Source organism: Desulfosporosinus burensis (genome assembly GCF_054657535.1).
On sequence record NZ_BAAHYN010000002.1, the window covers coordinates 1 to 21,876 of the forward strand.

The window sequence follows — 21,876 nt, forward strand, 5'->3', positions numbered from 1 at the left end:
GAACATTATTGCTGACAAAGTAATCTGCTATTGAATTTTCATCATTGTAGGAGATTATTTGTAGATATATTTGCCTAAATTCCTACAAAACAATCTTACCGTCAACTTCCTTAACCCTGCCACTTTCAAGCAAATATAAGCAAGTTTTCTCCATTGATTGTGTAATGTTACCACCTGTACGATTAAATCCAAAAACACGAGCTGTTACAACATATAAGTCACTTTTTGTTATTCCAAAGCTTTTTTTAGCAATAACAAACATAGCCTCCGCTAATTCTTCAGTGCTTATATAATTAATCGCTCTACTTTCGCCATGAGATGAAGGTATTCTCACTTCTATTTCTTTTGCATTTTTGTGCCAACAAAACTCTCCTTTTTTAATCACTACACCTTTTAGTTTTTTTGCCAATACCCAATCAACCGCATTTCGCACTTTAACGGTGGCTTTTAGATTCCCAAATAAAGTCGCAACCCTTTTGCATAATAATTCATAGTGAATAGGGCATTCAAGCTCAACCACGTAGTCTATTACATCTGCGAGATACTGTGTATCATCGGAATTTCTCGTATTCTTATATACTTCAGTTACTTTGTAATAACTAAAATTATATGGATTATTATTTTTTGTAGTATTGTTATCCTTGTCAGTTTCAACTATTACATAATTATCATCAGGGAAAATCGTGTCTTCTTTAACTGTTTCATGGCAGCCAACACTTCCAGTATCCATATTGCTCATTTTGTAATTAGCTATTGCCACTTTGACTGACTCAAGCAATTTGTTCCCCTCAGTTTTTGGGTCTTTAATCCAATCAGTTGACCAGATCCTATAAATCTTCCAACCAATATCTTCTAGCACAGTTTGGCGTAATCTATCTCGTTCTCTCGCAGTCCTGGCACTGTGGTATGTTGCTCCATCACACTCAATTCCTAGGACAAATATACCACTTAATGTTGGATGTTTTACCGCCATATCAATGCGATACCCTGAGCAGCCCACTTGTGTAGCTACGTTATAACCATTTTTGATAAGAAAGTCATGTACCGCTTCCTCAAAAGGAGAATCCACATCAACGGTACTTTTATACTGCAATTCATTTTGCAAAACTGAAGCTCCATTTATCGCAAATTCAATATATTGCCGCAACATTTTTACACCCTCTGAATTGGTATTTTCTACTTTAATATCTGTTGGATGAATAGATCCAACTAACTTGACATTGTATCTGGCACGAGTAATAGCAACATTTAGTCTTCTATGCCCACCATTACGACTAAGCGGACCAAAATTCATATACATAACACCATTGGCGTCTTTGGCATAGCCGATGCTGAAAATAATCGTATCCCTTTCATCTCCCTGGACATTTTCAAGATTTTTTACAAAAAAAGCATGTTCAGCATCCTCAGCAAAAAAGTTTTCATATTGCCCATTTTGTAGTCGCAATTGTCTTATGGCTCCGTCAACAGCCTGTTGTTGTGCTTCGCTAAAGGTAACCACACCTAAGGAACGACTTGGATATTTTTTGATATGCTCAAATACAAGCCCAGCTACGCGCTTGGCCTCGTTCAAATTATTTTTCTTACCCCCACGATCATATACGCCATTTTCGACAAAAATATATTCAACTCCATTATCTGGGATCCTATCTATATTTGACGGAAACGTTATTAATTCATGGTTGTATATCTTGGCATTTGAAAAAGCAATTAAATGCTCATGACGACTTCTATAATGCCACTTAAGCGTACGCTCAGGAATCGCATTAACAGCCTCTTCAAGAATTGAATCATACGCACCGGTGTCATCGAAATCATCATCATCTTCAGTAGCATCATCAAAATCACCATCTGAAAGTGAAGCAGCAAAAAAGCTTGTAGGCGGCAGCTGTTTGCTATCGCCAGCAATAATTAATTGTTTTCCCCTCATTATTGCACCTATGGCATCCTCTGTGCATACCTGTGAGGCTTCATCAAAAATAACTGTATCAAAATCATACCCATCAGCCTGCAAGAACAAGCTGACAGAAAGTGGCGACATCATTAGACAAGGTTTTAATGCCGTTAATAGATTAGGGATTTTCTTAAACAATATTCTCAGTGGCATAATTTTTCGCTGTTTTGTAAGCTCACGTTTTAGAATCCCTACCTCATCAACCGCTGATGTAGCAATATTTGTATTGGGCAATCTTTCAATTAATCTTTCTAAAATCCTCAACCGGGCAATTTTAAGTTGCTCACCATCGTATGAATTAAACTCATTAATTATGGATTGATGAGAACGACTTCTAAAAGTATAAACCGCAGGATGACGAGGTATCATCACATCAAGCCACAGCCTATAAAATCGCTTGAAGAATGTATCAACAATTATACTAGGCTGAATTTCCAACTGCTCAACCTTTTCAACAAATTCAGTCAGTCCTACTTCTCTACACTGTTGCCTAACACTTCTAAAATCTATCCATTCTTCTAATAGGGTAAGATTATCAAAGCATTTCTCGGTATTATCCAAGAAGGTGTAGATACGTGTATTATACATTTCTTCACCATTGTCAAATAAGTTGGAAAACCAGTCGAAATCTGCTTTAAGATCTGAATGCAATGTTGACAATTCATTACTATATGTCCTAGCCCATAAAGCTATGTTTTTGTCGTTACAAACGCTGTTAATATATTCACTTGATAATAAATATGTTTTACATAAATCCTTAAACCTGGCTGCATAATTTAGAGAAAATATAACCTTACCCCAATCAGTATTCATTCCGTCGAACATATATTCAAAATCATTTTCAAATTGTGATAAGTCTTCTTGTACTTGTTGCTCTATTTCTTGAATCTTATCAAGTACGGTAATATCATCCATAATAGTTTCATATAATAAGGTGCTTTTTGCACAACTTGAAAATTCAACGTATTTATCATGAGAAACGTTAACATTATCTTTAATAAGATCAAGTATGCTAATGAGTTTATCAAAATCAAGATTTTGATTATCTTCCGAAATTAATAAATAATTCAATTTATTAATTAGTTCTTTATCTTTTATATCTTCGATATCTTTTTTAAAAATTTTAAGGCTATTGTCTGAATTACCAAAGGATGTTAGGTAAACAATCAACTTACTAGGCACTTGTTTCTTATCAAAAAATCTAATTATTCGGGCAGTTATCTCGAGCCGATTTCTTACACTATTCCAATTAGTATCTTCCCCTTGATAATGGACACCAAAACAATTTAATAAGTTCTGTGTATTATCATTAAACCATTTTCTTTTTTGATTTATCTCCTTTATGGTAGAAAGCAAAGAAATTATATCAGTCAATTTTGTATCATCAAATAATCTATCATTAGTAAGATATTTACATATATTTTCATAGTCATCTTTTATATTAAATGCTGTAGAATTAGTATCATCTATTTTCTTTAGCAAATCTGCGACTGATTGTTCGATTATATTTGCGCCAAAAATGCTAGAAACATACTCGACTACATCATTTTCCAATATCTTAAGTATATTAGTATTTAATTTTGTAAATTTCTCTATACCACCTTCTATTAATAACTTTTTAAGTTGCTCCGGTATTTTATTTCCCCTGAAATAACCCTTAACAATTTTAAAATTAGCTCTACTCTTTTCAATATTCTCCCAATTTGTGTAATTGCCAATATATAAGCCACCCAACATTTCAGCTGCCAAGGATTCAATATTAGTTAGCCATTGCTCTTTTTCTTTTATAAGAGTGATTTTATTTAGCAAAGTTATAATCTCAATATCAGTTATTTTAAGATTAGGCTCTTTGCTAAAACTACGTATTGTTTTCTTATCAGAACGATAGCTACCCTTAAAAAACTTAGTGAAATTTCCATATAGAGTATTAAATCGAATAAGCATACTTTTACAATCGATATTCAAAATTTCCTGATTGAATTTTGATAGAAGGGCTTCTTTTACATCCTTAATTTCTTTTTGGGTATTCCTAATATCTGAAATTATAGTATCAATGGCCATCTCTTTATTGTCATCGAACCATGCTAATGTAGGTTTTGGGTTTTGAATAATTACTGATAAAAGCTCTCCTATTGAAGTCAGATCTTTAAGGGTGTTAACTTCGAGCCCAATATCTTCGACTAATTGTTTTGATGTCGCATATCCGTTTGTAATAAGCAAATGATACATGTTGAGTTTTTCTGATTGATTGGCCACAAATGTTAATAATGTTTGTTTGGTAAGTTCAAAGTTATTAGACAAACCATTAAAATCACTTATGATTTTAAACGTTTCAGAATAAGTCGTTTTAAACTTTTCTAGTAATTCTTCATAATTAACATTAAATACATCATCGGTAAAGTTTGATCGAATTTCGGTAATATTATTTTTCAATATGTTTTGTTCAGCTTCTGCAGCATCTAATAACTCTGTGAGATTTTGAATTTCACCGTTATTAAACCACTTACCTAATGGCTGCGGATTTTCAAGAATTAATCCAAGCAATTTTTCTAATTCGAGTATTGAACTGAAAGTTCTATATTGTTCAATCCCAAAAATAGAAGATAAGTCTTGACTTTTACTATAAATACTTTTAATAACGTTTGTATGTTCAATACACTCAGTGATTATAAAATTAGCTTTTCTAACTATATCCTTATTTGTTGAGAAATTTTCATTATTCAAATATTCTTTTACATCTGTCATATTAGATTCAAGGATTAAAATTATTTCCTTTGCATTCATCTCCAAAACTTCTTGATTATATCGGTCAAGCAAATTAGCAGTCTTTTCTTTATGCTCATTAAAAATCATCAAATATTCCTGTGCAATACTTTCTAAAATCCCAATATCTTTAGATAACCACTTTACAGGGAGAATGGGTGATTCTGATGAAACTTCTAACAAATTAATCAATGAAGAAATATTATTAATTGTTGGTGCTATTTTAGCAGTTGTCTTATCAAGAATGTGCTCATAGATTTGAGATAAGGATTTCAATTTTATTAATAAACTCTTAAGATTCACTTCTATATCGTGTCTTAATTCATGGGTTACAACTGGAACATTACAGCCATACCAAGGATTTTCCGAGTAATCTTTGCTTAATTTACCAATGGTTTTTGAGAATTCCCCTAACAAATATCTATATTTATTGATTAATTCCGTATCAGTATTCTCGATATCATTTATTCCAAAGATTATATCCTGCGTTGCAGATAATTTTGCAAGTCGGCCATTTACCTCATATATAGAAACATTAAGAGGTGCAATTTTATTGTGAAGTTGTTCTTGATATTCATTAAGCTTATTTCTTCTTTCCTCTAATACGGATAGTTTATAAATGGCATCCTCACGGATACTTATTCTTTGAACACCTAGCGTTTTAGCAAGTTGGTTTAAAATTTCTTTCTTGTTAGCCTTATAGCTGTGTAAAGTGAGGCAGAAATCCTCAAGTCCAGCTTCTGCAAGACGCTTTTTGACCACCTCAAGTGCTGCCATTTTTTCAGATACAAACAACACCTTTTTACCTTCAGCAATAACCTCCGCAATAATATTTGTTATCGTTTGACTTTTTCCTGTTCCAGGAGGCCCCTGCATGACAAAGCTAATACCTTTCTTGGACAATAAGATCGCATCTTGTTGACTCGAGTCTGCATCTACTACTTGATAGGTATCAATAGGTCTAACATTCTTATCATGGTCAAAATTATTGAGTTCACTTGGTATTTGAGCAATCTCACTTTTATCACCACAAAGTGCTTTTATAGTAGGATTAGAAACAATTTTGTCTTTACTATTATCCAGGTCTTTATACATATTGATTTTTAGGAATGACAATAAAGTGAGGTGAACATCAATTACGACCTCCCAATCATTCTTCTTTGCGATTTTTGTGATTTGTGATAAATAATCAGTAATATCATCTTCGTGGCCATCAAATTCTGGTAATATAATGCCAAAATCATTCTCAAATTTAAAGGCTAAACTTGGGTTGACGACTATTTCGTCTTCATGAATTTGTAAAATGTATGGGTCTGTTATAGCTTCAACCTTTAATATTACTGGCACAAGAACAAGTGGGGCAGAAATTACAACCTCTGAAGTATCACTTTCTTTCCATCTTATTAAGCCAAAAGTTAAGTACAGAGAATTAATACCTTGTTCTTCCATCGATGTCTTTGCTCGACCACGTAAAACTTTTAAAGTCTTTTGCTGTTCATTTAACGTTTTATTTGTTTGTAAGTCACCATCTTGAACAGAAATATTATGTTCTTCGCCATTTTCATCGTATGTAGTCTTCAAAGGAAATGGAAAACTAAGCTCATTCTCATCCCGAACAAGCCTTTTATATAACTCATCATAGTTCGGAGAAGTAATTTTTACATTAGATCTTTTAGTCTCTTTGAAGTTTATTAATCTGTTTCGTTTACCTAAATCTAGTAAGCGTTTTTTCCAGTACTCAATTTTGTCATCAATATTTTGCATGTCCCAATCTCCCCGTTATTTCCTAATCTCTTTTTTCACTCTAGCATAGTCAACGTAAAATTTCGCAAGATTAACACTTTTATAATATACTACCTTCCATACTATGTTAGCATACTGAAACGACAAATATTTGTTGTCCGGTTTATTCTTAGTGTATGTAGGGCTTTAAAGACACCAGTATTTCATGTTTAAATCTTCTACGTCTTTCCCTTATTACCTCCCAAGATCGAGAAAATAATCCAATAAAAAACAAAAAATCCAGACCGCTAATAAAAACGATCTGGCTCAATATATTCACGCACACCCCATGTTACCATAAAAAGAACATACACTTCTCAAACCTGCTTATACCAAGGCTTTCAGCTCAACCGCGATATAGCACTATTATCGTCTCCACGTGCCTCGTCCAAGAGAACATATTAATAGTTGTGCGCATCAATTATGTGGTATTGGGCAGATCTAGTAATTACATCTCCTTAAGCACCCGCCGTAAGGTATAAACAGTGTCCAATTAATATATACCTCAATATTATATCTAATTTCTCACTCATTAGGGAACCTTATGCCGTAATCCCATTTAAGCATCCACCATGAGGGTCATATTATCCCTATGAACCACCTCTCCGCCGTCAAAATCTGGAATGAGTTGGTGCAGTTTCTCAGAATGCAGCCCCTTCACCGTTTGTACTTCATCTTGGCTAAGTTCGACGACCCCTCTGGCAATCTCCTCTCCCTGCAGGTTGAGAATCCGAACGATTTCTTTACGTTCCCAGGTCCCCTCAGTCGTCGTTATTCCTTTAGCCAGTAAACTCTTTCCTTCTTCGATCAGTGCCTTTGCTGCACCATTATCGACCTGAATACTCCCTTCAGATAACCCAGCGTATGCTATCCAGCGTTTCCGTCCTGCCAGACGATGTTTTGCGGGTTGAAAATAGGTTCCTTCAGGAGCTTGACCCTCGGTTAAGTCGATGAGTTCTCGGAGCCGTGTAAAATTCAACAAAAGCATTCCGATTCCAAAACGGGTGGCGATCTTGGCTGCCCTTATTTTTGTGACCATCCCCCCGGTGCCGAATAGACTTCCCGCCCCACTAGCCATACTTTCCACCGCCGAAACCTCTGTCACTTCCTTAATCAATTGAGCCGACTGATCCTTTTTGGGATTGCCTGTGTACAAGCCATCCACATCCGTCAGAATCACCAATAGATCCGCTCCGACAAGCCCTGCCACCAATGCTGAAAGAGTATCATTGTCGCCAAAACAGAGTTCATCCACCGCTACGGTGTCATTTTCATTAATGATCGGAATCACTTGTAAGCGCAATAATTTCTCTAGTGTGTTTTGAGCATTGCGATAGTGTGACGCTTGAGCTAAATCGATGCGAGATAAAAGAACTTGCGCCCCCACGATACCATGCCGTTGAAGATTATGGGCATACCTCTCAATGAGTACCCCTTGACCTACAGCCGAAACCGCTTGTTTACCTGCTAAATCTCGAGGGCGAGAATGTAGCCCTAATTGTCCCATGCCAGCAGCTACAGCACCGGAAGTGACTATAATGCACTCCACGTTCTTTTGCTTGAGAGCAGCGATGACTGAGACGATTTCAGCGATCGCTTGATCATCTAAACCGCCTTGCGGATGATTCAAACTGCTACTCCCTATTTTCAAAACTACCCGACGAACTTCATTTAATGTCACTCTGAATACTCCCTTTCCAAGTCTTCTGCACGCCGAGCACAGGCTTTTACAGCTTTCAGTACAGTTTGTGCCAATCCGTCATCTGTAAAAACGTTAATAGCAGCATAAGTTGTTCCATTGGGAGAGGTTACTTCCTCACGCAGTTTCCCTGGTGACTTATCACTCTCAGCAATCATTTTTCCTGCCCCAATCAACGTTTCAAGCACTAAAACCTCAGCATCCTCTTCACTAAGCCCTAGTTCAACCCCGGATTTTATTAAACTCTCTGCAAAGAGATAAAAATAAGCAGGACCACTTCCACTAATTGCTGTCAGGGCATTGATATTTTCTTCTGGGACCCACATAATCCGCCCCGTAGCCGAAAAGATCTTCTCGCCCACCCCGGCCTGTTCCTCCGTGACATTATCTCCTCGCACCAATCCAGTCATCGAATGAAGCACCGTAGTCGAAGTATTCGGCATCGCTCGAATCATCGCAACCCCTGGGAGGTATTTATAAAAAACCTTTAGAGGAACACCAGCCGCCACACTAATAATTAACTTACTCTGCAACGAATAATTCGCAAGATCTTTAACCACTGCTTGAACATCCTTCGGCTTCACCGCAATAATCATGACTTGCGACGTTTCCACAAGCTCCTTCAACGAAGCTGCAACAACACCATACCGATCCACCAATCCCTGCAGACGCCCCTGATTGGAAAGATTCGTCACTCGAATCTCAATCTCCTTGTTCGTTTTCTTAAGACCACTGATCATAGCCTCCGCAATATTTCCCCCACCAATAAAACCAATTGACTGAGTCATCCTCTACACCCTTTCATATCCGTTTAAGTTGTATTGAGCTTCATTTAACCATTAGATGCCCTTTGCCTAATTTTAGTAGCATGCCACGCTCAACAAAATCTAATAAGAACTCCTAATTATAACGAACGTATTAATTAATCTATAACTTTTCTAATTTAATGAAGCATCTTGCAATATAAATCATGGCCATCTCGAAACATAAATTCGTGGTTAACGTCCCCATCCTATTTGACCCACCCAAATTACCCAAGCCGCAGGCGGTTTCTGAAACTCTGAAGCATGTGAGAGGAATTACTCATCACTGAGCTCAAAGGATTGAAGCTAGAAACCCTAACGAGATTTGTCTACGACTTATGCAAGTCAGGAACCGTCCCCAACTTGCACAACTTGCACCAACTTGCACAACTTGCACCAACTTGCACGCAAACTTTCACGGTCCCCCCATTCCCCCTCGTCCTAGCCCAATCTGACCAGAAATTAAGGGGCCATTGCTAAGTGAACACTTTAGTGGAGTTCACGATAAAGCGAGTGCCGATGCTGAAGCATTATTACGCCTAGGTTCACATCTTGCGCTACCCAGAGGTTGGCGTAATAGCTTCAGCATCCAAACGAGCCAGTGAACGCAACGTGTGTGAGCGTGCAATGTCCCCTTACTTTCAAAGACCCCAATGCACTTACTTGCAAAGACCCCAAATGCGATAAAAAAAGGCCCCTCCCATCCTTATATCAAGGACGAAAGAAGCCTTCCGCGGTACCACCTTTATTGCCAATGCCAACTTAAGTTGCAATCTCAAACTCACAACATTCCTCATAACGGTGGAAACCGACCGATTCATCATCAGTGCATCACGACTGGGGTTCTGATACCATGGGCGGAAAAACTCTCAGCAAATGTTTCTCTCTCTGGACACCACCGTCTACCATACTAGGTCGATCTTATGCTTTATTCATTATCCAATTAACTATACTCTATCTCACTAGTTCAGAAATATCAAGTGCAATTTCAATAATATCCCAGTAGCCTCGGCGAAATCCTCTACTTAAGTGCCTCTACTACAGCATTTCCCATTTCTATAGTTCCCAGAACTTTATCTCCCGGCTTTGCTAAGTCAGCTGTTCTATACCCCTCTTGTAAAACACGTTCAATCGCTTGCTCGATCATTAGAGCCTCATCCTCTAAGCCAAACGAGTAGCGCAGCATTAAAGCTCCCGAAAGAATCGTGGCTAAGGGGTTAGCAATGTTCTGTCCAGCAATATCCGGTGCCGAACCATGGGCTGGCTCATAGAGCCCTTTAGATCCATTCATGCTCGCCGACGGGATCATTCCGATCGAACCCAGTAACATTGATGCTAAATCGGTCAGGATATCTCCGAACATATTTTCAGTGACGATCACATCAAATTGTGCGGGCCAGCGAACCAATTGCATCGCTGCGTTATCCACATACATATGACTTAATTCCACCTCTGGGAAATCTTTAGCAACCTCAACGGTTATCTCACGCCAAAAGCGGGAGGACTCTAAGACATTCGCTTTGTCTACAGAACAAAGCCTTCCACGCCGCTTAGTAGCCATTTGGAAGCCAAGTTCTACAATACGTCGGATTTCCTCCTCCGTATAAACCAAGGTGTCAAAAGCACTCCTAGGATTTGTACCTCTTCCTTTTTCACCGAAGTAGAGGCCGCCGGTCAATTCGCGCAAAACTACCAAGTCTACGTTCTCGACCACCTCAGTGCGAAGTGTTGATGCATCCGTTAACATAGGAAGCATTTTGACAGGACGAATATTGGCAAAAAGACCTAGAGCCTTACGGATCGGCAGTAGCCCTCCCAATTCCGGTCGTTGTGGAGCGGGCAGGGTATCCCACTTAGGTCCTCCAACGGAACCCATTAAAATCGCGTCCGCTGCCTTGGCAGCAGCTAGAGTCTCGTCGGGCAAAGCCTTGCCTACTGCATCAATTCCAGCTCCACCGATTAATCCATATTCAAAATTCAGCTGAGTTGATCGACCTTTTAAGACCGCTTCTAAAACCTTAACGGCTTCTGGGGTAATCTCTAAACCAATACCGTCTCCCGGCAGAACTAAAACATTAGGCATTTTTACTCCTCCCTTTTACATAAGGAATAAGTCCACCTGCTTGAATCAATTCCTGCATGAAAGGCGGAAAAGAACGAGCTTGAAACTGCTTCGCAGTCGTCCGGTTCTCAATGATACCCGTGGCCAGATCCACTTCGATCTCATCTCCTGGAGTAATCCCTGCCACAGCTTCCGGGCATTCCATAATGGGCAGACCGATATTTAAGGCATTACGGTAGAAAATCCGCGCAAACGACTCTGCAATCACGACTTTGATACCACAAGCCTTAATGGCGATTGGAGCATGTTCACGTGAGGAACCGCAGCCAAAGTTTTTTCCACCAACCATGATATCTCCAGATTGAACTTCCTGTGCAAATTGTGTCCCAGCGTCTTCCATGCAGTGTGCTGCCAGATGCTCAGGAGTCGATTTATTTAAATAACGGGCAGGCAAAATGACATCTGTATCAATGTCATGCCCAAACTTCCACGCTTTTCCCAATTTAAGATACCTCCTCCGGATGAGCAATTTGCCCTTTTATCGCCGATGCTGCAGCGACCGCTGGATTAGATAAGTAGATTTCACTCTCAACGTGTCCCATACGTCCCACAAAATTCCGATTCGTGGTAGAGACTGCCCTCTCTCCTTTTGCCAAAATACCCATGTGTCCACCTAGGCAAGGACCACAAGTCGGCGTACTAACCGCAGCTCCAGCTTCAATCAACGTATCGATAATCCCTTCACGCATAGCATCACGCATGATGGTTTGAGTTCCGGGGAATACCAAGAGCCGTATTTCAGGGTGTACCTTCTTGCCACGCAGGATTTCTGCAGCAAGACGTAAATCTTCCAGTCGACCGTTCGTACAGGAGCCGATTACAACTTGGTCAATTTTAATTCCGCTTGCTTCCTGAACAGCTTTGGCATTTTCAGGAGAGTGCGGGAAGGAAACTTGGAGCGGGATTTCCGCTACGTCAAACTCTTGGATATCCAGGTAATGGGCGTCTTTATCACTATTGAGTAGCGGATATGAGCGACGAGCTCGTCCTTCGAGATAAGCAAAGGTTGTTTCATCAGGAGCAATAATCCCATTTTTTGCACCGGCCTCAATCGCCATATTGCAGATTGTAAAACGATGATCCATCGATAAAGCCGAGATACCCTCTCCAGTAAACTCCATGGCGCGATAGCGAGCCCCATCTACACCTAGTTTTCCTATCAGATATAGAATGAGATCCTTGCCTCCGACCCACTTTTGAAAACGCGTTCCGCGGAAGATAAACTTCATAGATTCTGGAACACGAAACCATGCTTCACCGGTTGCTAATCCTGCTGCTAAGTCAGTACTGCCAACCCCAGTGGCAAAGGCTCCCACAGCACCGTAGGTGCAGGTATGCGAGTCCGCGCCAATGATCAGATCCCCTGGGAGGGTAAGACCCTGTTCAGGAAGCAGGCAATGTTCAATTCCCATTTGTCCCACTTCAAAATAGTGCTCAATCTGGTGACTCTGAGCAAAATCGCGCATTACTTTGCATTGCTCAGCTGATAAAATGTCCTTATTGGGCGCAAAGTGATCTGGAACAAGAGCTACTTTTTTAGTATCAAACACCTTATCAGTACCAAACTTTTGAAACTCTTGAATGGCCACTGGACCAGTCACATCATTTGCTAAGACAAGATCCAGTTTCGCGGTGATCAGTTGACCCGGAATTACTTCTTCCAGCCCAGCATGTTGGGCTAGAATCTTTTCCGTAATTGTCATAGACATGGCTCTTACTCCCTCCCTTAATTTGCGTTTTTCTCACGAATTGTAATCCAGCCTCGAACGAACGCACGGTTTACGGCTTGAAGATAGCCGCGCACACTGGCTTCAATAATATCCGTACTTACCCCACGGCCGCCCACCAGATTTTCTCCAAACTTGACGGTCACTGCTACCTCTCCTTGCGCATCTTCACCACCATCAAGGGCTTGCAAGGAATAATGACTCAGAGTTCCCCGGGTTCCCAAAACCTTATCAATAGCCTTAAAGGCTGCATCGACGGGTCCATCTCCACACGCGGCGTCTTCTAAGCGTTCCCCATTGTACATGAGTCCGATCGTAGCAGTGGGGACTAAATGCGTTCCACTGGAGACCTGTAAATATTCCAGAGTGATTTGATCGGCCTTCTCTTTTTGCACTTCCGCAAGAGAAAATAAGTCAGCAGTTGTTACATCACGCTTTCGATCTGCCAATTGTTTGAACCGAGCAAAAACGTCTTCAAATTGATCTTCCTCTAAATCCAGTCCAAGATCTGTCAACCGTTGATGAACGGCATGTCTTCCCGAATGTTTCCCTAGAACAATGGACTCCACATCGATACCGATGACGCTCGGAGACATAATTTCATAGGTGGATCGTTCTTTAAGGACACCATCTTGATGAATTCCTGATTCATGGGCAAAAGCGTTTTTACCCACAATGGCTTTATTATGTTGAATTATCATACCAGTTAAACGACTCACCATTTGACTCGTTCTAGCGATCTCTGTCGTCACAATAGATGTTTCAACACTATACTGGTCCCTGCGAGTGCGCAGAGCCATGACAAGTTCTTCTAAGGCTGCGTTTCCAGCCCGTTCTCCAATTCCATTCACAGTACACTCCAGCTGATGCACGCCCGCCCCAACTGCGGCTAAGGAATTCGCCACTGCTAGACCTAAATCATTATGACAATGAACACTGACTTTGACCTTCTCTATTCCAATCGTACGCTCCATGACGGCACGGATAAATGCGGCATATTCTTCAGGTGTGGCATAACCCACGGTATCTGGTATATTCAGCACGGTGGCTCCGGCTTTGATGACCCCCGAGAAGACCTTTGCCAAAAAATCCACCTCACTGCGCGAGGCATCTTCCGCACTGAACTCGATATCATTGACTTTCGATTTAGCCAATCGAACAGCTTCGATGGCTTGTTCTAATACTTCGTCAGGGGACTTTTGCAGCTTATAAAGCATATGAATTGGTGAAGTGGCGATAAAGGTGTGAATTCGTGGGGACGCCCCACCCGAAAGCGCTTGCCAGGCACATTCAATATCTTTAGCATTAGCTCGGGCAAGCGCTGCCACACTCACGTTTCTGACTTCTTGGGCGATTCGACGTACTCCCTCAAAATCACCGGGGGAGGCTATAGGAAATCCCGCTTCAAGAACATTAACGCCCAGCTTAGCTAACTGATGAGCAATTTGCAACTTTTCATCTGCGTTAAGAGCCACTCCAGGGGATTGTTCACCATCTCTAAGCGTAGTATCAAAGATCTCGATCCGGCGCATTACTTTAACTTCCTTCCGAACTATAACTAAAACTATAATTAACTATCCTGAAAAAGCATTATTGTAAATGCTTTTTCCTATTCGTGCTTTTTCAACCAGCTCATCATTCCTCTAAGCTGTTCCCCAACCTTTTCAATCGGATGGTTGGCTTCATTACGAGTCATAGCGTTAAAGGCTGGACGATTTGCTTGGTTTTCCAGTAACCAGGCTTTAGCAAATCGACCGTCTTGAATTTCTTCGAGTACACGTTTCATTTCTTTACGAGTTTCTTGGTTAACGATTCGTTTACCGACGGTCATATCTCCATACTGAGCGGTATCGGACACAGAATATCTCATCCAACCCATGCCGCCCTCATACATTAAGTCGACGATGAGTTTTAGCTCGTGTAAACATTCAAAATAAGCAATTTCCGGTTGATAACCGGCCTCCACCAAGGTGTCAAACCCTGCTTTAACGAGTTCTGAGGCCCCTCCGCAAAGAACTGCCTGCTCTCCGAATAAGTCGGTTTCGGTTTCCTCGCCGAAGGTCGTTTCCAGTACTCCAGCCTTTGTCGAGCCAATTCCTTTAGCATACGCGAGGGCTAATTCTTTAGCTTTCCCTGTAGCATCTTGATGCACTGCAATCAAGGCTGGAACTCCTGCACCTTCAGTATAGGTGCGGCGTACCAAATGTCCTGGGCTTTTCGGAGCCACCATGAAGACATCAACATCGCTAGGAGGAATGATTTGTCCGAAATGAATATTAAAGCCATGGGAAAAGACGAGTGCTTTTCCTGATGACAAATGTTGCTTGATTTCTGCATAATAAACCTTACTTTGTGTCTCATCCGGTAGTAAGATTTGAATGACATCCGCGCGTTTAGCTGCTTCTTCTACCGTCATAACCTCAAAGCCTGCGGCTTGGGCACGCTCAGTACGAGCACTGCCTGGACGAAGACCAATCACAACGTTAAGACCTGAATCTTTAAGGTTTTGAGCTTGAGCATGCCCTTGGCTCCCATAACCCATTACTGCAATAACCTTACCTTTTAGTAACTCCAAATTTGCGTCAACCTCATAATACATTTTTGCCATTTTTCTAAACTTCCTTTCAACTATAAACCTTTTTATCAAAAACCCACTATATTATACTACAACTTGTACAATTTTTGTCTAGGCATCCGAACGCAAAATTGCAATCTTGCCGGTGCGTACCAATTCTAGTAATCCATGGGGTCGAACCGCATGAACAAAGGCATCTATCTTAGGAATATCTCCCGTTAACTCCACTGTTAAATTGGTTCTACCCATATCTACAACCCGTCCTCTGAAAATATCGACCGTCTGAAGAACCTCAGATCGAGTTTCTGCGCTAACTTCCACGCGGATTAATGCCAACTCTCGATCAACCACGCTTTCCCCGGTCAAGTCCGTTACGGAGTGTACAACCACCAGTTTACTGAGCTGATTTCTCACTTGCTCAATGATTTGGTCATCACCATTGACCACGATCGTCATCCTGGAAAGTTCAGGATCCTCCGTCTGACAAACCGTAAGACTATCAATGTTATAACCCCGACGCGCGAACAATCCAGCCACTCTTATTAAAACACCTGGATGATTCTCAACAACAACCGCCAGTGTATGCAGCATACTATTACCTCACAATCATTTCAGTAATGTCTTTACCAGGAGGAACGAGGGGCAAAACATTCTCATCCATTGAAATCTTAATATCGATCAGAACTGGTCCAAGATGATTGAACGCCTCCTCAATGGCACTGCGAACTTCTTCCGCGGAATTAACATGGATGCCGAGAATACCATAGGCTTCCGCCAATTTAACGAAGTCCGGATTTCCTTCAAGCTGGATTTGACTATAGCGCTCTGCATAAAACATCTTCTGCCATTGGCGAACCATGCCAAGAACCCCATTGTTCAGAAGGATAATTTTAATAGGAAGTTTATTTTGAACAACCGTTCCTAACTCCTGGATTGACATCTGTAATGACCCGTCTCCCGTGATCAGGATGACCCTATCTTCCGGACGGGCAAATTGAGCCCCGACGGCAGCAGGTAAACCATAGCCCATCGCGCCTAATCCGCAACTGGTCGCATAATTGCGGGGGTGTACAGTGGGATAATATTGGGCGACCCACATTTGATGCTGTCCTACATCCGTCGTAACAATAGCGTTTTCTCCGGCCAGTTCCCCCAGGCACTCCATGACCATCTGTGGATTAAGACTGTCCTTGTCATAGCTTAGGGTATGATTGACTTTCCAGTTACGCAGCTGGGTCCACCAATCAGCAACCTCGGGGGCAGCGAACCCAGGCACTGCTTCTAAAATCTCTTCCAGAACTTGACGCGCATCGCCAACGATTTTGATATCCGTTTTTACGACTTTACTGATTTCTACCGGATCAATGTCAATATGAATAACCTTAGCTTTGGTCGCAAAACGATGACCCATACCACTTGTTACGCGGTCATCAAAGCGTACGCCCACCGCAATCAGCAAGTCACAATCATCCACAGCATAGTTCGCGGTCACTGTTCCGTGCATTCCGACCATTCCCAATAAATTAGGATGTCCTAAAGGAATGCTACCAATCCCCATCAAGGTCGTAACCACTGGCGCGGCCGTTTTTTCAGCGAGTTGCCTTAAGACGTCTTCCGCTCCCGCAGTGACAACACCGCCCCCTGCATAAAGCACAGGCTTGCAAGATTCAGACAGGGCCTTAGCCACTTCTTCTATCTTACCGTTGTTGGCTTGACCAAAGATTTTGTATCCTCTCAACTTCATCTCATTAGAAAAAGGAACCACGTTTTCTTGAGCTAAAACGTCCTTGGGAAGATCGATGAGCACGGGTCCCGGTCGACCAGTTCGGGCAATATAAAAGGCCTCTTTGACAATTCTCGGTAAATCCCGTGGATCCTTCACTAAATAAGAATGCTTAGTAATGGGCATGGTAATCCCGATGATATCCACCTCTTGAAAGGAATCCGAGCCAATTGAACTCGTAGAAACCTGCCCCGTCAAAACCACCAAGGGAATGGAGTCCGAGTAGGCATTGGCAATACCCGTAACTACATTCGTCGCTCCAGGTCCAGATGTGGCTAAGCAAACTCCAACTTTCCCACTAACACGCGAATAACCATCCGCTGCATACACGACCCCTTGTTCATGCCGCGCTAGCACATGTCGTATGGGACTATCCAAAAGGGCATCATATAATGGAAGTAATACCCCGCCCGGATAACCAAAAATAACGTCAACCCCTTCTTGCTGCAAAGCATTCAATAAGATGGTTGCCCCTTTTAAGCCTGTTTTAACTTCACTCATACTCTTTCCCTCCCTTAGCTTCTGCTTCTACTTGCTGTAAATTTCAGGACCATTGATGTGGGTAAGAGCCCTAAAGGCCTCCAGAAGCTGTTTAAACTCTGGACCAGGAACCCCATCCCCGATCTCACGCCCGTCTACTTTGATCACTGGGATTAATTCGGCTGCGGTACCGGTAAGAAAACATTCGTCAGCAGTATACAAGTCATGTCGAGTGAATAATTCTTCCTTCACATTAATACCCAGTTCACGAGCAAGCTCCATCACAGAGTTGCGGGTGATGCCTTCGAGTATTCCTGCCGAAAGAGGAGGAGTCATTAAGACGTTATTACGATAGATAAAAATGTTGTCAGCCGTTCCCTCAGCTACATAACCGTCTTGAGTGAGCATAATCGCTTCAATCACACCAGCCTGTATGCTCTCGAGTTTAGCCAGAATATTGTTAAGATAATTGAGGGATTTAATCCTCGGGTTCAAGGAATCTGGATTGTTTCGACGAATAGCCACAGTTTTTACTTCTAATCCTTGCTCATACATGCTTTGCTCAAAGAGCTTAATTTGCGCAGCAATGCAAATAATAGAAGCCTTTGGACATTTATTGGGGTCAAGTCCTAGGTCCCCCTTACCTCGTGATACCACCAAGCGAATATAGGCATCTTTCAAACCATTCCTGCGCAGCGATTCCAAGACAACCTCTTGCATTTCTTCCTTACTAATGCCAATCGTCAATTGAATGGACTTAGCAGATTCATAGAGGCGTTTCAAGTGTTCTTCTAATTTAAACACTCGGCCATGGTACGCGCGAATCCCTTCAAAAATACCGTCTCCATACAAAAACCCATGATCAAACACCGATACTTTTGCATCTTCTTCAGGAACAAATGAACCATTCAAGTAAATAAGCAGTCCCATTAATTAACCCTCCTTAAAATCGCGAACAAATAAAAACCCTAAGCTAAGTCCCCCCTAGAAACGTGGAACTTTCCGCTTGGGTTTTTTCTACCCACGGTGTAAATCCAATCTGGATTCTGTACCGCTCGGACCAGACAGGTTGTCCCCCCGGAACCCTAGGTACACTTCCTTTTCTGTTATATCACATTTATATTGAGAACGTTGTGTATATGATACAGAATACCTTCCTCAGTGTCAACCCTATTTACAATAAATGTTACGAATTTCCTTAAGAATTTCCTTGTCAAAGCTAGATCGAACGCGTATAATGTCCACTATGCAGATACATATGTTTTTTTGAGAGGAGTTGTCTTGACTTGCCAATTCAAATAGGAATTTTGGGCTTGGGTACTGTAGGGACTGGAGTCGTGCGCATATTACAGCAAAATGCTACGGATATTCAGACTCGAACCCATTGCGAGGTAAAAATCAAAGGCATCCTTGAGCGTGATCCTGATCGAGCACGCGAGATTAGCGGTGACTTTCTACTCACAGATCAACCTGAAGAAATTCTACAGGACCCTGAAATTGATATCATTGTCGAAGTAATGGGAGGCATCGAACCAGCGCGTACTTTTATATTAGAAGCTTTACGCAACGGGAAAAATGTCGTCACCGCGAATAAAGACTTAATCGCGCTTCATGGGCATGAACTTCTTGACGCTGCTAATGCAGCCGGAAAAGACCTCTATTTCGAAGCAAGTGTCGGAGGCGGAATTCCGATTATCGCAGCTATGAAAGAATCCCTTGCTGCTAATCGCATAACCCATGTCCTGGGGATTATTAATGGAACGACAAATTACATTCTTACAGCTATGGCTGAACAGGGCCGTGAGTATGCTGAAGTCCTAGCAGAAGCCCAGCAATTGGGGTATGCTGAATCCGATCCGACCTCCGATGTTGATGGCCTAGATGCTGCGCGAAAGCTTGCCATCCTTTCATCAATCGCTTTTAATTCACGGGTTGCCCTTAAAGACGTCTTTGTGGAAGGGATCTCCAAAATCACCCGTGAAGATCTGGCTTATGCCGCTGAACTCGGTTGTACCATCAAACTTTTAGCCATAGCCAAACACCAAACTGAGGGAATCGAAGTTCGTGTCCATCCAGCGATCTTGCCACTTACCCATCCTCTTGCCTCAGTTGGCGGTGTTTTCAACGCTATTTACGTAGTAGGAGATGCCGTCGGAGAAACGATGTTTTATGGTCGAGGTGCTGGTTCTCTTCCCACAGGAAGTGCGATTGTCTCTGACATTATGCGTATAGCGCGCAATATTGAATCCAACTCCACTTCAGCCATTAATTGTACTTGCTATCTGGACCTCGAACTCAAAGCCGTCTCCGATTTCTATACGGCCTTCTACATTCGTCTACTTGTTAAAGACGAGCCTCGAGTTCTGGCTACTCTGGCCCTTCTTTTTGCTGAAGCAAATATCAGCTTCGCCTCGATCATTCAAAAACCACGCGATGAACATCAGGCTGAAATTGTCCTCGTGACCCATCCCTGTCGTGAAGGGGCCCTTCAAGAAGCCTTAGATTCTGTCAAAGCGTATAGCAAGGTCCTTAATATTCACAATGTTATTCGCTTTGAAAATGGGGATCATGGGTCAACGACCTAAATCAAATTCTTACTAAATTAGGGAGGAAAAGAATGTTTCGTGTAAAGATACCGGCCACCTCCGCCAATCTCGGACCTGGATTTGACTGTTTGGGTCTGGCTCTTCGACTATATAATACAATGACAGTAGAACCAAACCGACCGTTTCAGATTACTTTGACTGGGTCTTATAGAGATGGGATCCCTGCCGATGAAAGCAATCTGGTCTGGCGAACCATGCGTCATTTTTGGGACCTTGTCCACTTCCCCACTCCCACAGTCGCTCTAACCTTTGAAAATCACATTCCCCCTGCGCGGGGCTTAGGAAGCAGTTCTGCTGCCATTGTCGGAGGACTTGTTGCTGCCAACACCATAGCTGGATCCCCATACTCCCAGTACGAATTGCTACAAGTCGCTAATGCCCTAGAAGGGCACCCTGATAATGTTACTCCTGCCTTATATGGTGGCGTGACACTATCTGTCCCCACGGAAAGTGGCGTTCTTCCAAGAGTCCTAGCCCAATCCCCAAATTTAAGAGCGGTTGTGATTATTCCTGATACCCACCTCAGTACGAATAAAGCTCGAGCTATATTATCCCCTGAAGTTCCTCGCAAGGATGCCGTCTTTAATATTTCTCATGTTGCGCTACTTACCGAGGCCTTTATTCGTCAAGATTATTCCCTCTTAAAAGAAGGAATGCGTGACACGCTTCACCAAAATCAACGCGCCGCACTCATTCCAGGCTTACTCGAAACTTTAGAAGTAACCCTGCAAGCAGGTGCCTTTGGAGCAGCGCTTAGTGGTTCAGGACCAACGCTATTAGCACTGACAGAACCGGAATTTGAACAAGCTATTGCTCAGAAAGCACTTCAAGTTTTTAAAAAGCATGAAGTTCGTGCTCAGGCATTTGCCTTAGGGATCGATTCAGATGGAACACAAGTTGATTACACCCTGTAGTTACCAATCCCGATAGTCAGATTAGTTCGTGTCCCAAATTATCTTAAACAAGGGCAGGATTTTTTTCCTACCCTTGTTTTTTTATTCCCTTCTAATTTAAGCATAACCAATGAACAGACTAGCCATCGCTATAAGCATTTTCCAGTTTTCTACATATTCTAATAGAGATAACATTTTTAAACAAATTTTTGTTTTGATTTAATAAAGGAGGACGAAATCCTATGATAAAGAAACAATTGGCTTCTCTACTATTTAACAAAAATCGGACGGATAATGATTCGAGTACTACGGAACAACTGTCCGACTTAAAACAGTCTTCAAGCGACATCATTATTAATACGCTTGATTTCACCCATCAAACCTCAGAATTATCTCCAAAAACCAATGCATCCGACCTCCTTGACAGTTTCCAAAAGGCAGCCCGAAGAGTTAAGGAAGTACTGGGTAAAAGCAAGCATCTATTTTCTGAACTCAACAAGTGATTGCAAGTTGTTTCTATTTAGTTGCTGTCCAAGCTCTGTGATGGTATACAACTTGGTGCTTTAATGCGACAACGACATGAAGCAACACGTGCATTCTAATGTAGAAGCCTGCATTTTACTGTTATTAGTAATTACAGGCTTTTATTTGGGAAATAGGAGTCCTTTAAACGGTTTTCCGACCCCCTG

14 protein-coding genes are annotated in these 21,876 nt (G+C 41.7%); 3 read left to right on the plus strand and 11 right to left on the minus strand.

From position 1 onward, the window contains the following. Positions 1-82: 82 nt before the first annotated feature. From ACYQ3Q_RS03030 to ilvE, 11 genes are all read right to left on the minus strand, one after another. Entirely contained in the window at positions 83-6,481 is a 6,399-nt protein-coding gene (locus ACYQ3Q_RS03030; protein WP_459927195.1) for a DUF3320 domain-containing protein, read from the minus strand. Positions 6,482-7,058: 577 nt separating this feature from the next. After that, positions 7,059-8,180, minus strand: coding sequence for a glutamate 5-kinase (gene proB, locus ACYQ3Q_RS03035; RefSeq protein ID WP_459927196.1), 1,122 nt, complete (start codon positions 8,178-8,180; stop codon positions 7,059-7,061). Continuing rightward, the gene (gene proC, locus ACYQ3Q_RS03040) at positions 8,177-8,986 is read right to left on the minus strand and encodes a pyrroline-5-carboxylate reductase (protein WP_459927197.1); all 810 of its coding nucleotides are present in this window, start codon (positions 8,984-8,986) and stop codon (positions 8,177-8,179) included. The genes proB and proC overlap by 4 nt, the downstream gene beginning before the upstream one ends. Before the next feature lie 1,036 nt (positions 8,987-10,022). Next, complete coding sequence (gene leuB, locus ACYQ3Q_RS03045) at positions 10,023-11,084, minus strand: 3-isopropylmalate dehydrogenase (protein ID WP_459927198.1); 1,062 nt, start codon at positions 11,082-11,084, stop codon at positions 10,023-10,025. Continuing rightward, on the minus strand, positions 11,077-11,565 hold the full coding sequence (locus tag ACYQ3Q_RS03050; protein WP_459927199.1) for a 3-isopropylmalate dehydratase small subunit: 489 nt from the start codon (positions 11,563-11,565) through the stop codon (positions 11,077-11,079). The genes leuB and ACYQ3Q_RS03050 overlap by 8 nt, the downstream gene beginning before the upstream one ends. A gap of 1 nt (position 11,566) precedes the next feature. Beyond that, positions 11,567-12,832: a 3-isopropylmalate dehydratase large subunit gene (gene leuC / locus ACYQ3Q_RS03055; RefSeq protein WP_459927200.1), complete on the minus strand. Its 1,266-nt coding sequence runs from the start codon at positions 12,830-12,832 to the stop codon at positions 11,567-11,569. 17 nt (positions 12,833-12,849) lie between these two features. After that, the gene (locus ACYQ3Q_RS03060) at positions 12,850-14,406 is read right to left on the minus strand and encodes a 2-isopropylmalate synthase (RefSeq protein ID WP_459927569.1); all 1,557 of its coding nucleotides are present in this window, start codon (positions 14,404-14,406) and stop codon (positions 12,850-12,852) included. Positions 14,407-14,459: 53 nt separating this feature from the next. Beyond that, on the minus strand, positions 14,460-15,458 hold the full coding sequence (ilvC, locus tag ACYQ3Q_RS03065; protein WP_459927201.1) for a ketol-acid reductoisomerase: 999 nt from the start codon (positions 15,456-15,458) through the stop codon (positions 14,460-14,462). A 78-nt stretch (positions 15,459-15,536) separates the two neighbouring features. Then, positions 15,537-16,016, minus strand: a complete 480-nt coding sequence (gene ilvN / locus ACYQ3Q_RS03070) for an acetolactate synthase small subunit (protein WP_459927202.1) — start codon at positions 16,014-16,016, stop codon at positions 15,537-15,539. A gap of 4 nt (positions 16,017-16,020) precedes the next feature. Then, a complete protein-coding gene (gene ilvB, locus ACYQ3Q_RS03075) occupies positions 16,021-17,709 on the minus strand; it encodes a biosynthetic-type acetolactate synthase large subunit (RefSeq protein WP_459927203.1) in 1,689 nt (562 codons plus the stop codon). A 27-nt stretch (positions 17,710-17,736) separates the two neighbouring features. Further along, a complete protein-coding gene (ilvE, locus tag ACYQ3Q_RS03080; protein WP_459927204.1) occupies positions 17,737-18,618 on the minus strand; it encodes a branched-chain-amino-acid transaminase in 882 nt (293 codons plus the stop codon). A 356-nt stretch (positions 18,619-18,974) separates the two neighbouring features. Between ilvE and ACYQ3Q_RS03085 the strand changes: the two genes are divergently transcribed. The 3 genes from ACYQ3Q_RS03085 to ACYQ3Q_RS03095 all read left to right on the plus strand — a co-directional run bounded on the left by ACYQ3Q_RS03085 (position 18,975) and on the right by ACYQ3Q_RS03095 (position 21,690). Further along, the gene (locus ACYQ3Q_RS03085) at positions 18,975-20,273 is read left to right on the plus strand and encodes a homoserine dehydrogenase (protein ID WP_459927205.1); all 1,299 of its coding nucleotides are present in this window, start codon (positions 18,975-18,977) and stop codon (positions 20,271-20,273) included. 32 nt (positions 20,274-20,305) lie between these two features. Next, positions 20,306-21,208, plus strand: coding sequence for a homoserine kinase (gene thrB, locus ACYQ3Q_RS03090; protein WP_459927206.1), 903 nt, complete (start codon positions 20,306-20,308; stop codon positions 21,206-21,208). Positions 21,209-21,429: 221 nt separating this feature from the next. Beyond that, positions 21,430-21,690: a hypothetical protein gene (locus tag ACYQ3Q_RS03095; RefSeq protein WP_459927207.1), complete on the plus strand. Its 261-nt coding sequence runs from the start codon at positions 21,430-21,432 to the stop codon at positions 21,688-21,690. Positions 21,691-21,876 lie beyond the last annotated feature (186 nt).